Source organism: Chryseobacterium manosquense, assembly GCF_014623485.1.
Classification (GTDB): Bacteria; Bacteroidota; Bacteroidia; order Flavobacteriales; family Weeksellaceae; genus Kaistella; species Kaistella haifensis.
The window spans coordinates 998,629-1,014,186 of sequence record NZ_CP060203.1 but is presented as its reverse complement, the minus strand read 5'-3'; the positions used below and the strand labels follow the sequence as shown (position 1 = coordinate 1,014,186).

Annotated in this window: 9 protein-coding genes and 1 tRNA gene; 4 read left to right on the top strand and 6 right to left on the bottom strand. The window is 36.9% G+C overall.

The window, feature by feature from the left end; genetic code table 11:
* Nucleotides 1-29: 29 nt before the first annotated feature.
* From H0S70_RS04665 to H0S70_RS04645, 5 genes are all read right to left on the bottom strand, one after another.
* Nucleotides 30-2,864: a heavy metal translocating P-type ATPase gene (locus tag H0S70_RS04665; RefSeq protein ID WP_188321871.1), complete on the bottom strand. Its 2,835-nt coding sequence runs from the start codon at nt 2,862-2,864 to the stop codon at nt 30-32.
* 77 nt (nt 2,865-2,941) lie between these two features.
* Nucleotides 2,942-3,502: a helix-turn-helix domain-containing protein gene (locus tag H0S70_RS04660; protein ID WP_123247699.1), complete on the bottom strand. Its 561-nt coding sequence runs from the start codon at nt 3,500-3,502 to the stop codon at nt 2,942-2,944.
* A complete protein-coding gene (locus H0S70_RS04655) occupies nt 3,499-3,906 on the bottom strand; it encodes an acyl-CoA thioesterase (RefSeq protein ID WP_123247700.1) in 408 nt (135 codons plus the stop codon). The genes H0S70_RS04660 and H0S70_RS04655 overlap by 4 nt, the downstream gene beginning before the upstream one ends.
* A gap of 33 nt (nt 3,907-3,939) precedes the next feature.
* Nucleotides 3,940-4,698, bottom strand: coding sequence for a peroxide stress protein YaaA (yaaA, locus tag H0S70_RS04650; protein WP_188321870.1), 759 nt, complete (start codon nt 4,696-4,698; stop codon nt 3,940-3,942).
* A gap of 86 nt (nt 4,699-4,784) precedes the next feature.
* Nucleotides 4,785-5,396, bottom strand: coding sequence for an L-threonylcarbamoyladenylate synthase (locus H0S70_RS04645; protein WP_123904926.1), 612 nt, complete (start codon nt 5,394-5,396; stop codon nt 4,785-4,787).
* Nucleotides 5,397-5,483: 87 nt separating this feature from the next.
* Between H0S70_RS04645 and H0S70_RS04640 the strand changes: the two genes are divergently transcribed.
* Both H0S70_RS04640 and H0S70_RS04635 read left to right on the top strand, forming a co-directional pair.
* Nucleotides 5,484-5,556 (top strand) — tRNA-Met (locus tag H0S70_RS04640).
* Nucleotides 5,557-5,609: 53 nt separating this feature from the next.
* Entirely contained in the window at nt 5,610-6,302 is a 693-nt protein-coding gene (locus H0S70_RS04635) for a class I SAM-dependent methyltransferase (protein ID WP_188321869.1), read from the top strand.
* Here the strand turns inward: H0S70_RS04635 and H0S70_RS04630 are convergent.
* Nucleotides 6,299-7,867: a glycoside hydrolase family 10 protein gene (locus H0S70_RS04630; protein ID WP_188321868.1), complete on the bottom strand. Its 1,569-nt coding sequence runs from the start codon at nt 7,865-7,867 to the stop codon at nt 6,299-6,301. The genes H0S70_RS04635 and H0S70_RS04630 overlap by 4 nt on opposite strands.
* A 199-nt stretch (nt 7,868-8,066) precedes the next feature.
* On the opposite strand from H0S70_RS04630, the gene H0S70_RS04625 reads away from it, so the two are divergent.
* Nucleotides 8,067-13,064, top strand: a complete 4,998-nt coding sequence (locus tag H0S70_RS04625) for a translocation/assembly module TamB domain-containing protein (protein ID WP_188321867.1) — start codon at nt 8,067-8,069, stop codon at nt 13,062-13,064.
* A 15-nt stretch (nt 13,065-13,079) separates the two neighbouring features.
* Nucleotides 13,080-15,416: a translocation and assembly module lipoprotein TamL gene (tamL, locus tag H0S70_RS04620; protein WP_188321866.1), complete on the top strand. Its 2,337-nt coding sequence runs from the start codon at nt 13,080-13,082 to the stop codon at nt 15,414-15,416.
* Nucleotides 15,417-15,558: the final 142 nt, after the last annotated feature.

Sequence of the window (15,558 nt, the reverse complement as noted above, 5' to 3'; positions counted from 1 at the left end):
TTTTCTTGTTTGTTGTTGATTTACCATTTTTATTTTTCCGAAACTTTCAAATCTGCGTTATTCAATCGTAACGAATTTAAAATTACAGAAACCGAGCTGAAACTCATCGCTGCCGCTGCAATCATGGGGCTTAGCAAAATCCCGAAAAACGGATAAAGCAATCCTGCAGCTACTGGAATCCCAATCGTATTATAAAAAAATGCGAAAAAGAGATTTTGTCTGATGTTTCTTAATAATTTTTCACTTAGGATTTTCGCTTTTGCAACTCCCAGAAGATCACCTTTTAATAGCGTAATTTCAGAACTTTCAATCGCTACATCGGTTCCGGTTCCCATTGCAATTCCTACATTCGATTGTGCCAAAGCAGGCGCATCATTTATTCCGTCGCCGGTCATCGCAACAATATTTCCAGCAGCCTGCAGCTTTTTAATTTCCGCTAATTTATCTTGAGGAAGTTGGCTTGCAAAATATTTTTTGATGCCTAATTCGGTTGCGACGGCTTTTGCGGTCTGTTCATTGTCACCAGTCATCATGATGACTTGAACATTATTTTTTTGAAGAAAATCAACGGCTTCCTTGGAAGTTGCTTTTATTTTGTCCGAAAAACTTAAAAATCCTAAGACATTTCCTCCTTTAGCCACAAACGAAACGGTTTTTGCAAGGTTCTGTTTCTCAATTACTTTCTGCTTAATATTTTCCGGAATTGTAATATTAAATTGTTTCAATAAAGCTTCATTTCCAAGCAAAATAATTTCGGAATGAATCGTTCCTTTGATTCCTTTTCCTGCAATATTTTCGAAGTTTTCAACTTTTTCAAAATCCTGATGTTCTTTTTTAAATTCTACCAAAACAGCATTGGATAAAGGATGTTCGGAATTTTGATTGAGAGATGCAGCTAATTTTAAAATTAAATTTTTATTGGAAGTTTCCGAAACAAAAATCTCATCCAAACTAGGTTTTCCTTCGGTCAATGTTCCTGTTTTATCGGTAATTAAAATATTTACCTTTTCCATTTGCTCCAAAGCTTCAGCATTTTTAATGAGAATTCCGTTTTTCGCACCTTTTCCAATTCCTACCATCAAACTCATCGGCGTTGCCAAACCTAAAGCACATGGGCAAGCCACGATAAGTACTGCAACGGCATTTACAAATGCATAAATTAACCTGTTTTCATTACCGAAAATATACCACGCAAAAAAAGTAAGAACCGAAATCGCAATAACGGTCGGAACAAAAATTTTTGATACTTGATCAACCAATTTCTGAATCGGCGCTTTGCTGCGGCTGGCTTCGTTCACCATCTTAATGATTTGCGAAAGCAACGTTTCGTCGCCCACTTTTTCAGCTTTCATGAGGAAAACTCCATTCCCGTTGATGGTTCCGGAAGTTACACGATCATTCTGTTTTTTTTCCACAGGAATCGGTTCTCCGGTAATCATACTTTCATCAACCGTAGAATTTCCTTCGGTTATTTTTCCATCAACAGGAATTTTTTCCCCTGGTTTTACACGCAAAATATCTCCAACTTTTACATCGGAAAGCGGAACTCTTTTTTCTTCTCCGTTAATCATTATGTTGGCTTCATCGGGAGACAGATTCATGAGTTCTTCTATAGCTTTTCCTGTTCTTTGGTGTGCTTTTGCTTCCATCAATTGTCCCAAAATAACCAAAGTAAGAATTACAGAAACAGCCTCAAAATAAAGCGGAACTTTTCCTTCGTGCGATATTTCGTGTGGAAAAATATTAGGAAAAAGTAAGGCAACAATACTGAAAAGAAAAGCTGCAGCAACTCCCAAAGCAATCAACGAAAACATATTCAGGTTCCAAGTTTTGAAGGAACGGTAGCCACGAACGATGAGAAACCAACCTGCATAAAACAAAACCGGAAGCGTTAAAATCAATTCCAAAATTCCCTGAACTTGATGCGAAAACGGCCATTTAATCCACATTCCACCCATCGAAAGAATAAAAACCGGAATGGTGAAAGCTACAGCAATCCACAATTTTCGTGATAAAATTTTTACAGTATTATCTTCTGCAAATTCATCGGATTTTCCCGGAATTTGTACCAAATCCATCCCGCAAATCGGACAATCTCCCGGTTCATCTTTTACAATTTCGGGATGCATTGGACAAGTATATTTTGATTTCTTTTTTTCGGGAATTTTTACCAAATCCATTCCGCAAACAGGGCATCCTACGTTGGAATCATACACTTTATCGCCTTCACAAAACATAGGACAGTAATATTTTCCTGCATTTTCCTGGTTTTGAGCTGGTTTTGAATGAGCATGTTGATGGTTTTCTTGTATAGAACTTCCCGCCAATAATTCCGGGGTAATTTCCTCCAAATGCATGTGACAAACCGGGCAACCAATGTCGGAATTGTAGGTTTTATCGCGTTCGCAGAACATCGGACAAAAATATTCACCGATTTTTTCTTTGAAATTTTCCGGGAGATTTGTTTTGGAGAAAGTGGCAGGTTTATTTTGGTAATCAGCCCTTTCTTCGATCGGAACTAGGAACATATTGCAAACCGGACAGCGTTTTCCGGGAGTAAAATATACTTTTTCGCCTTCGCATTCCATAGGGCAATAGTAAACAGAACTTGGGGAAATGCGGTTTTTTGGTGGAATTTTAATGTTTTTTTCTGTTGAATTTAATTCAACCAAAGCATAATTTCCGGCTTCTTTCAATTTGGAATTTAATTCATCTAAAGAAATTTCATGGTGAGAATGAACTTTAACCAAAGCCTCCTCAAGATTAATTTCCGCGTGAATTCCGTCGATTGAATTTAAAGTTTTTGATATTTTATTTTGGCATCCGGAGCAAGTCATTCCGGTTACGCGATAGGTTTTTTCCATACGATTATTTTTCTGCTACAAATTTCGGGAGTTGAAATCTCCGGCAGTTACAAATATCGGGAAAAGATTTATGAAATTCAGAATTTGTCGAGTGGCAGACGGTTTTCGCCTTTCATTTTTTTAAATTCCGTTGGTGTAAATCCGGTTGTATTCCTAAACTGCGCCGACAGATGCTGCACACTTTTGTAGCCCAGTTTCCCGGTAATTTCGGTGAGTGAAAATTCGTTGTAAAAAAGCAGTTCCTTTACTTTTTCAATTTTTTGAAGGATGAAAAATTGCTCCAGTGTGCTACCTTGGTTTTGTGAAAAAAGTTTGGAAATCGAACTGTAATCGCGGTGCATTTTGTCGCTCAAAAATTCGGAAAGCAGGAAATCTTCGGAAATATCCAGTTCAGCAATTTTCTGGATAATGAGATTTTTGGTTTGCTCGATTTGTTTCTGCGATTGGTCTTCCAAAATTTCAAAACCGATTTTTTTTAGTTGGTTATTTAGATTTTTTAGTTCCTTTTCATGCAAATCATTCTGAGTTTCCGCCACGCCTAACTGAACGGAAACGGTCTCAATTCCCAAATCTTTAAAAATTTGAGAAACCGCCATTTCGCAACGGCCACAAACCATATTTTTAATAAAGATTTTCAACTTGAAGGATTGTCAATATTCTGAAGCCTGTCGCTTACATATTCGATTTTTGTTTTGCCGTGTCTGGTAGGTTTTCCGTCCTCGTCAACGCCTACAAAGATGATTTTATCAATGGTAATAATCGTTTGCCGAGTCATCATGTTTCGTACTTCGCAAGTTAAAGTAATCGAAGTTTTTCCAAAATCAGTTGCTTCAATTCCTATTTCGATAATGTCGCCCTGTCTTGCTGAGCTGATGAAATTGATTTCGGAAATATATTTGGTCACGCAACGAGGGGTTTCCAACTGAACAATAGCGTAAAGAGCAGCTTCTTCGTCAATCCACTGAAGTAATCTACCTCCGAAAAGCGTATGATTGGGGTTTAGATCTTCAGGTTTGATCCATTTTCTAGTATGGTAATTCATATATTTTATTTTAAATGATTATTTGTTAGTTGTTTATCGAGCGAAAACCAATTTTTTATCGGTTGATAGTTTTTCGTCAATTCGATATCTTTCCAAATTAAAACCTTTCACTTCGTCTAATGTTTTTACTTGATTTTCAGCGCAATATCGAACCATGAGGCCTCTTGCATGCTTGGTATAAACCACGATGGTTTTCGGTTTTCCATCTTTTATTTCATAAAAATCGAAATCGATCAGCGGCGCATTCAATTTCTTTTTGTCGATTACTTTGATGTATTCTGAACTCGCCAAATTCAAAACTAAATCATTGGTTTTCAATTCACTATTCAGTTGATCAGTTACTTTTTCTCGCCAAAATTCATAAAGATTTTTATAATGATCAAATTCGAAATTTCTTCCCATTTCTAGGCGGTAAAGCATCACTTTATCCGAAGGTTTCAGCAATCCATAAAGCCCAGAGAGCATTCGATAATTTTTTTGAAGATAATCAATTGCTTTTTTATCTAAAGTTTTCGCATCCAAACCTCGGTAAACCTCGCCGGTAAAGGCAAACATTGCTGGAGCAGATTCTTTCGCGGTGGGTTTTGCTTTCCATTTTTGGTTTCTTTCCCAATTTTCATCGGCTAATTTTGATGAAATTTCCATTAATTCCGATAAATATTTAGGCGTTTTTTCTTTTAAATAAGATTGAATGAAAGTTGCTTCTTCAATAAGTTTCGGAGTCGTTGGTTTTAAGAATTCGGTGGAATTCTCTGTATTCATCAGTTTGGCAGGTGAAGTAATGATTTTCATTTAATATAATAAAAGTTGAAAATTGATTTTTTAAAATTGAATAAATTCAATCAAAGATTAATTCGGTTGAAACATGAATTGCTATTCTAAATTTCTCCTTTTCCTTGACGAATAATTTCCGGATTTCCACTGGTTAAATCAACAATTGTTGACGCAATATTGTCACCATAACCCGAATCAATTACAATATCGACAAGATGATCATATTTTTCAGCAATCAATTCCGGATCGGTGGAATATTCGATTACTTCATCATCATCTTTAATGGAAGTTGAAGCTATTGGATGCCCAAGTTTCTCGACGATAAGTTGCGGAATAGGATGGTCTGGTACGCGGATTCCTACGGTTTTGTTGCCTTTGTAGGCGAGTGGCAAATTCTTGTTGGCTTCCAAAATAAAGGTATATGGACCGGGAATTTTACTTTTCAAAAATCTGAAAACCGGCGTATCAATTGCTCTGGTAAAATTTGAAAGATGGCTTAAATCATTGCAAATAATCGAAAACTGTGCTTTTTCAAGTTTTACTTTTTTGATTTGCGCCAGCTTTTCCATCGCTCGGATGTCGAAAATATTGCAACCTAATGCATAGACAGTATCGGATGGATAAATAATAATGCCTCCATCATTCAAAGTTTTAATGACCTCAGCAATAAGGTTTTCCTGAGGATTTTCGGGGTATATTTTCAGAATTTTTGCCATATACAAATTTAAGAAAAATTGATTTATAATTTTTTTTGCTAAAAATTTGGAACATTACAAAAAAGTTGTATATTTGCACCACAATAACGCGGGGTAGAGCAGTAGGTAGCTCGTCGGGCTCATAACCCGGAGGTCGCACGTTCGAGTCGTGTCCCCGCTACTAAGCAAGACTGTTCTTTTGAGCAGTCTTTTTTTTATATTTATTTCAAAGGTATGAAAGATCTTCCGGGAAAAGCAATTTACGATTTCTATTTTACTCCCCACAGATATCAACTTTTTGTTCACGATCAATTTGGTCCTAAGGTAGAAATGCCGGTTTCGTATTATTTTAGAAATTTGGATACCATGCCCGAACTGGAACAAGTTGCCATAGAAAACTGTAGAGGGAAAACCCTTGATATTGGAGCAGCTGCAGGTTCGCATGCGATCGAATTACAACGAAAAGGAATTCCTGTTACTGCCCTCGAAATTTCGCAAAATGCTTGCAAGGTAATGAACGAAAGAGGCGTGGTAAATGTAATCTGCGAAGATTTCTTTAAGTTCTCCGGACAAAAATTTGATACTTTGCTTTTGCTGATGAACGGAATCGGAATTTCTTCAACGGTTGATGGTCTTAGAAAATTCTTCGAAAAAGCAGATGAACTGCTTCTTCCAAATGGGCAAATCATATTCGATTCCTGCGATATCGATTATATGTATGAAGAATTTCAAATGCCTTCCGATCGTTATTACGGAGAAGTAAAGTGCCGCTACGAATATCACGAGCTGTTAACAGATTGGTTTGGCTGGCTCTATATCGATCAGTTTACCATGCAGGAAATTGCCGAGGAATACGGTTTCGACGTAAAAATTATTTTCGAAGACGATAGCAACCAGTATTTGGCAATACTTACCAAAAATATTTAGAATTTTTCCGCAGCATAATCGCTTTCGTTGCTCAAGCGGTCAATCGCTATAATTGCAATAGTATTGAGCTTTTTCCCAAATTGGTTTGCAGGTATACTTTTACTTAACTGATCAGGGTTAAGTACATCGGTAATCCAGATATCTCCATACTTAGCGAAAAGAACCCATCGAAAAACCTTTTCTTTTGAATTCCAACTGATTTTGTAAGATTCCGAAGATTTTTCAACCTTAATATTTGGCGTTGCAGGTTTTGTTGCTTTGATCCAAGGGCTTACAGGAACCAATGCATCTTCTTTGTAAAGTTTTTTTATCTCTCTCAACATTTCCGGATTTTTCTTCAGTCCATCGATGCTGTAATGTATTTCGCCGGCGGTATTTTTTGGCATCATTCTGCGGATGGTACTCATTTGTCCGATAATTTCCGCCGGTTTGTTGTCTGATTTTACAGCGACTGTATTCAGTCCTGGCCAAAGATGGATGTTTTTAATGTTTTCATCTTTCCACCATTTCAGCAATGCGGAAAAACTTTGTGCACCGCCTTCTTTCCAATATAGTTGTGGAGAGTAATAATCGCACCAGCCCTCATTGAGCCATAGTTTTGCATCAGCATAAAGTTCATCATATTGTGAAGAACCGGTTACGCCTGCTGGGAAACCAGGTTTCCAGATTCCGAACGGTGAGATTCCGAATTTTACGGTTGGCTTTTCCTGATGAATTTCATCGTGGAGTCTTTTTATAATTTTGTTCACGTTTGCTCTTCTCCAATCCGCTTTAGAAAGGTTTCCTCCTGCTTTTTTGTAGGCATTCCAGGTTCGGTCATCCGGAAAGTCTTTTCCACCATGGTATTCTTTATAAGGATAGAAATAATCATCGATATGCACCGCATCGATATCATATCTTTTTACTAAATCTTTTACTACCGCGGAAACATGGTTCTGAACGCGCTCATCCGAAGGATCCATCCAATACATTCCGTTTTTCAAGCGGTAGGTACTTTCGGACATTTTTGCTGCCATACTTGAAGATGATACGCTTCCACCTGTGGTATGATGTGCCCGATAAGGATTCATCCACACATGCAATTCCATTCCTCTTTTATGGGCTTCGGAAATCCAAAACTCCAGCGGATCGTAAAGCGGAGAAGGAGCTTTTCCGGTTTGTCCTGTTAAAAAATAGGACCAAGGTTCCAAATCACTTTTATATAAGGCATCGGAAGAAGGTCTAGCTTGAAAAATAACAGCATTGAAATTGGCATCCTTTAGCAGATCGAGAAGTTGTATTGCCTCATCTTTTTGTTGCTGTGTAGTAAGGGTGTTTTTTGTCGGCCAGTTGATGTTCGCAACCGTAGCAATCCATGCTGCACGAAATTCTCTGTTAATTTCCGGCAGATTTACCGTGATTTTTTTCTCCGAATCTGAAACTGGAGGATTTGGTTTAGTTGCAATAGGTCTAGTTGGTCCAGTGCTAGTTTTAGGAACAGATTTTGCTGGTTGCTGTGTGGAACAGGAATTAATGAAAATCGCTGATGCAATGATCAAAGGATATTTGAGATTTCGCAGTTTCATAAAACAAAAATACTATTATTAATAGAACTGTAAAATCTTCAATATGGTATTTTATTTTATTTACATCATAACTATCTTGTATAATTAATTGGAAGTGGCTGAAAATTAGTAAATAGCTTTATTTTAAAAATGGTGCAATTAATTTAGCAAAAGTTGACCATATCTCATTTAAGATTAAATATTTTTGTAAAAAAAAGGTTTGGCAAACACAAAAAAATACTTCAAAAAAATTCTCATCGGTTTCGGAATATTTGTAGCAATTTTATGCGCAGGTGTTCTGAGTTTACAATTACCCGTAATTCAAAATTTTTTAAAAGATCGGTTGGTAATATATTTAGAGAAGAAGGTCAAAACCAAAGTTTCTCTCGACCGGTTCTATGTTACATTTCCGAATAGTTTGGTGATGGAAAATCTGTATCTGCAAGGCCAAACCGTGGATACATTGCTGTATGCCAAAAAATTTGATGTCGGTTTAAATATTCCCAAGATTTTAAAAAACACCATCGATCTTACCTCTATCGATTTGGACGGGGTGAAAGCTAATGTTGTAAGAAACAAAGATGGTTCTTTTAATTTCGATTATTTTATCGATGCTTTTGCCCGAAAAGATTCTCAGGAAAGCGAGAGCAAGCCATTCGTCATTTCTTTAGATAAAATTAAGTTGCAGAATATCAATGTTTCCTTTATAGACAATCAAGCCAGGAATGATATTAGTCTTAAATTTAAATATTTCGATACTCGGGTGAAAACCTTCGATCTTGATCGCAATTCGTATGCCGTGGGAAATATTGTTTTGGATGGATTGAAGTTAAGACTGAAGCAAGATTTATTGGAAGAAGTTGCCGAAACTGTTGATGAAAAAGCGGATTCTCTTCGAGCAAAAAAACCAATGAAACTAGCATTAAATGGAATAAAATTCACCAATTTTAATGTAGATTATGGCGACGATAATTCAAAAACGTATGCAAAAATTCTTTTTAATGAACTGAATACAAAAATTAATAAACTCGATATTGAAAACCAGAATTATGAGGTCGATCAATTTCTTTTGAAAGGTGCAAATATTGATGCGAAAATGTTTTCGGCACCTCAAAAAAATGCGACAGACTCTGATCTTCCATCACCTGCCGAAAAATCGCTGGATCTGCTTCTGGGTAAAGCTATTTTAGATGATGTAAAGGTTTCATACAACAATACCGCGATGCCAAAAAAATCGCGGGGAATGGATTTCAACCATCTCGATTTTTCTCAAATAAATTTTGATTTGAGAGATTTTAAAATGCAGAACGGAACTTTTGCAGGAACAGTGAAAAAAGCTGAGATTAAGGAGAAGAACAACTTAGAAATACGAAAATTCAATACCGACTTTGTGTATGGCGAAAGGCAAGCTTACCTGAAAAACCTTTATTTAGAAACTTCAAGAACCGTATTGCGTGACGAAATCGTATTGAATTATAATTCCATAGAACAACTATCCGCAAATCCTGGTGCAGTAAGTGTTTCAGCAAATATCTATAATTCAAAAATTGGCTTGGCAGATTTGCTAAATTTCGCTCCGGATTTGCGAAATACACCACCTTTCAATACTTATCCTAATGGTATTATCAATTTGGACGCAAGGGTAAAAGGAACGATGAATGAGATGCAAATTGCCAATCTACAAGCTTCCGGATTGGGCGATTTGAAGTTGGCGCTCTCTGGCGTGGTAAGAAATGCAACCGATCCCGAAAATTTATTTTATGATTTGAAAATTCGAAATTTAGGCTCATCTGCAAAAACTATTCTGAAGATTTTGCCGAAAAATACCCTTCCTTCCAATATTTCTCTGCCTTCTTATTTTGCGATTTCGGGAGTTGCCCGCGGAACAACAAAAGTGGTCGATACGAAACTGAAAATGGTGTCAACTTTGGGAAATGTAGCGCTGAATGCAGTGGTTGATATGCGTAAAAAAAATGCTGAAACGTATGTTGTCAATGCGAATTTAATGAATTTGCAGATCGGAAAAATTATCCAAAATAAAGACCTCGGGATTGTTCGAGGAACTTTGAGTGCAAAAGGAAGAAGCTTTGATTTTAAAAACGGAACTTTAGATTTTAAAGGAAATTTGGCAGCATTTGATTATCAAAAGTACCGCTATCAAAATGTTGATGTTTCCGGGAAATTGAATTCTGGTAGATATAATGTTCATCTACTTTCACGTGATCCTAATGCAAATCTCAATTTATTGGCTTCCGGAGAATTGGATGATAAAAATTCAAGCGTAAAATTGGGTGGAACGATCACCAAACTCGATCTTTATAAATTAGGTTTTTATCAAGACCCGCTGATTTTGGCAGGAAACATTGATGGTGAATTCAGCAATTTAAATCCTGATTTCTTGAATGGTTATTTGAATTTGGATCAGTTTGCAATTTCAGATACCAAAGAAGTTTTCCCAATTCAGGAAATGCGTCTGAAGGCTGAAACTACTGCGAATTCAAACGCTTTGTATTTCAACTCTCAAGTTGCGGATTTTACCATGACCGGAAAATACAAACTATCGCAAATTTTCGGCGCGTTGCAAAATACAGTGAGCAATTACTATGATTTGGGCAAGAAAAAACAGCGAATCGATCCGCATCAATATTTTGATTTTGCTGCGACTTTGAAAGATGACGATTTAATTCGGAAATTCTTGCCGGAACTCAAAAGTTTTGAAACGATTACCATGAACGGAAATTACAACGCAGATTCCCAAAACATCACTGTTAATGCGCAAATTCCGAATTTAAAATATGGCGAAAATTTAATTGAAAATGCTTCGTTTAGAATTTATAATGAAAATGATGCATTGCAATATCAACTTGAAGCTCAGAAAATTTCAAGTGAAAAATTGGCTCTGAATCAATTTGCCGCAACCGGAAACGTTGCAAACAATGTCATTGAATACCGCGTTTCTACAAAAGACGACAAAAATGTTGAACAATTTTTAATTGCCGGAAATGCGCAATCGCTGAAAAATGCAACACAAATTTCTTTGGATCCGGATGGTTTAAAATTAAATTACAGTAACTGGAATGTCGCGCCAGATAATGTGCTACGTTTTGGGAATAATGGAATTTTCGCTCGCAATTTTGTCCTCAGCAACGGAGAAAGCAGCCTTGCAATTAATTCTGATAATGAAAACGCAAATAGCCCGTTGAATGTGGATTTGAAAAATTTTAAAATAGAAACCATTACCGAAATGCTGAAAAAGGATTCTCTTTTGGCAAAAGGTACAATCAATGGAAATGTGAGGTTAAAGGATTATAAAAACCTCAATTTCACTTCGGATGTAAATGTTACAGATTTGGTAATGTATGGAAATCCAGTCGGAAATATCGCGGCAAAAGTGAACACTAAAACTTCAAAACTTTTGTATGCCGATGTTGCACTTACTGGTTTTGAAAACGATATGAAAATTACGGGAGATTATAATATAGAATCGCAATTGCTTGATTTAGAAGCCGAAATTAATCGACTTCAAATGAAATCGGTTCAAGGTTTTACGCTAAATGTCATTGAAAATACTGAAGGTTACCTCTCCGGAAATTTCGATATCACGGGGAAAACCGAAAGTCCGAAAATATTAGGGAAGTTGAAATTTAATGATGTTGGTTTAGAAATTGTGAAAACAGGAAGCAATTTCAGACATCTTGATGATGAAATAAGATTTGCATCGCAAGGAATTGTGTTTGATGATTTTAAAGTGAAGGATTCACAAGGAAATGCATTGACCTTTGATGGCGATATTTTAACCCAAAATTACAAGGACTTTGCTTTTGATTTAAAACTTAGGGCAAGAGATTTCATGGCCGTAGATTCACAACCGGATAACGATAAGATGATGTTCGGAATTTTGGCAATTGATGCCGATCTTGGTATTACCGGAAATCTGGATTTGCCGCAAGTTGATGGTAAATTAGCAGTGACCGACAAAACCGATTTTACTTTTGTGATCCCGCAATCATCGCCTACGTTAAAAGATCGAGAAGGTATTGTGGAATTTATCGATCAGGACCAAATTGTTCTCAATAAAACCATAAAAGCAGATAGTATCGATGCGAAAACTGGCATCAAAGGAATGGACGTGAATGTGAATATTTCTTTAACCAAGGAAGCTAAAATTTCATTATTAATCGATAAAGCCAGCGGAGATTTCGTAAAACTTCAAGGTGAAGCTGAATTGACGGGAGGTGTGGATCCATCGGGAAAAACAACGTTGGTAGGCGTTTATCAGGTAGAAAGTGGAGCGTATGAAATGTCTTTTAACATGATTAAAAGAAAATTCGATATCCAAAAGGGTAGTACCATCACTTGGACCGGCGAACCAACCACCGCAAACCTGGATCTTACTGCGATTTACAAAACGAATGCAGCGCCGATTGATTTGGTGCAGCAGCAACTTTCCGAAGATCAGCTGAATTATTATAAACAGAGAATTCCTTTCAATACTTTATTGGTTTTAAAAGGAGAATTGCTGAAACCGGTGATTTCTTTCGATATTCAAACGGACGAAAATAACAACGCGGTTAATCAAGAAGTTATCGATAATGTTGAAACTAAGCTGACCCAGCTCCGTCGCGATGAATCGGAACTCAACAAACAGGTTTTTGCACTCTTGATTTTGAATCATTTCATTGGCGATAACCCTTTCCAAAGTCAAAGCGGAATTTCTGCCGGTACGATGGCGAGACAGAGTGTGAGCCAAATCTTGTCCCAGCAACTCAATAATATTGCACAGGATTTAATCGCTGGTGTAGATCTGACCTTCGATTTTGATAGTTATGAAGAATATTCTTTGGGAAATAAAAATACAAGAACCGATTTGAATGTTAATTTAAGTAAGAAATTATTAAATGATCGCTTGAAGATCACCGTTGGAAGCAATTTCGGCATCGAAGGAGAAGCGCGACAAAACGAAGAAATGACCAATATTGCGGGTAATATTACTGCAGATTACGCTTTATCGAAAGATGGCAGATATACCCTCCGCGCATATCAGAAAAATCAGTATCAAGTAGCTTTGCAAGGCCAAATTATCGAAACTGGAGTTGGGTTTGTTATCACTTTAGATTATACTGATTTCAAAGATATTTTCCAAAGAGCGAAACAAAACCGTGAGATCAGACGAACCAAAAAAGCATTGCAGAAAAATAGCGCAGTTGAATTCAAATAATTGATGATGAAATTTATGGGAAATACAATTCAGTTTAAAAATATTAAAATAGCTACAGGTTTTTCTGTCGCAGCACTTCTTTTTTCATGCGGTACCGAAAGATTACAACCCAACGAAAAACTTTACACTGGAGCGAAAATTAATATCATTAATGACACGATTTCCAAGAAAGAAAAATCCTCATTAAAAGATGGTTTGGAGGATAATCTTACCCCAAAACCCAATTCTTCGATTTTGGGTTTGCGTCCACGTGTTTGGATTTACAATATTACTCCGGAACCCAAAAAAGACAAAGGAATTACCAACTGGCTGAAAAATAAAGTGGGGCAGAAACCTGTTCTTTTGGGCGATGTCGACCGGGAATTTAACAAAGATATCATTGAAAATTACTCTGAAAATAAAGGGTATTTCAATGCGAAAGCACAGTACGATACTATTATCAATGGGAAAACTGCAAAAGTAGTTTATGATGTGAAAACCGGCGCAAGATATCTCATCAGCGATGTGAAATTCCCGGAAGATAGCACCAAAATTAACCGTGAAATTCAATTGGTAAAAGATCAAACATTACTGAAAAAGGGGAAACCTTTCGACCTCGATGTCATCAAAGCTGAGCGTGAAAGAATTGATAATCGGATGAAGGAAAATGGTTTTTATTACTTTCATCCGGATAATATCATTGTTCAAGCCGACAGTACCGTTACCAACAAGCCGGAGGTCGAACTTGCTGTAAAATTGAAAGAAGAAACGCCAGAATTGGCCAAAAAGCAATTCAGCATCAATAATGTAATTGTCTATGCCGATTACAACTTACGCGATGTGAAAGAAAATGTATATAAAATCCCTGTAAATATAGATTCCATAGAAGCTTACAAGGATTTTTATTATGTTGATCCCAACAAAAAATTTCGTCCGGTCATGTTTGAAAGGGCGCTATATTTCAGAAAAGGCGACATCTACAATCGTGCGGACCATAATTTGACTTTGAACCGATTGATCAGTCTTGGAGTTTTCAAATTCGTAAAAAATGAATTCGTAATTTCTGATAGTTTAAAAAATAAATTTGATGCCTATTACTTGCTGACTCCTAAGGAATTTCAGTCTTTAAGAGTGGAAGCCTTGGGTAAAACCAATTCGGCAAATTATGCAGGTTCAGAACTCAATCTCAATTGGACCCATCGAAATATTTTCCGAGGTGCGGAACAATTGAAGGCATCTGTTTTCGGTTCTTTTGATATGCAGATGGGTGGGAGATCTTCCGCTTACGAACGGGGGGAAGGCAATATCTATCGAGCGGGCGCGAATGTTCAATTGTCTGTTCCAAGATTGTTAACACCTTTTAATTTTCAATCCTCAAGCGCATTTGTGCCGCGTACCAATGCCGAAATCGGTTATGAATATGTAAGCCGCAGCAAATGGTACACTTTGCACAATTTCAATGCGTCGTTTGGATATATGTGGAAAGAAAATATCCGAAAGGAACATGAATTGAAACTGCTCGATGTTACGTTGGTAGCACCTGAAAATGTGACGGAAGTTTACCAAAATTATATTCAGGACAAACCATATTTGCAGCAGGCAATTCAGAAGCAATTAATTTACGGTCCTACTTATTCTTACACCTATACCAATACTATGTTTCCTAAAACCAACACGATGTACTATCGCGGTTATGTTGATTTGGCGGGAAATCTCACAGGCTTAATCTCCGGAGCTAATGCTAAGGAAGGTAAGGAAAAGCAAATTTTCGGTGTACCATTCAGCCAATATGCTAAAATGGAAAACGATTTTAGATTTTACCATCAACTTTCCACTAAACAAAGTGTTGCCGCGCGAGTAATTGCTGGAATTGCGTATCCGTACGGAAATTCGCTCACGGTTCCATTTTCCCGACAATTTTTTTCCGGAGGTAGCAATAGTATTCGCGCATTTCGGGCGAGAACTTTAGGTCCTGGTAGTTATGATCCGCGGACGCAAACCGGCCAATTGTTTTTCGATCAAGCCGGCGACATTAAGTTGGAAACCAATCTGGAATATCGCGCGAATATTTATAAATTCTTGAATGTAGGTGTTTTTGCAGATGCAGGAAATGTTTGGCTGGTCAATGAAGATGCAACGCGCCCAGGAGCGAAATTTTCCAAAGATTGGCTGAGCGAAATGGCGGTAGGAGCGGGCGTTGGACTGCGTTTGGATTTTTCTATTCTGCTTCTTCGACTTGATTTGGCAATGCCGTTGCGGGTACCTTACTACGAGAAAAATGATCGTTGGATGTTCGATAAAATCGATTTCGGAAATAAAGATTGGCGCCGACAAAATTTAGTGTTGAATATTGCGATTGGTTATCCTTTTTAACTAATGAATAACTATTAAGTGTTTTCTTTCAGATTTAGAAAGTGAAAGTATAGAAATATTTAAAAATTCAATATTAATAATACGTAATGCATCTTTTTCTTTAAAATAATATGCAGGGAATAATATTTTTTAGTTTATATTT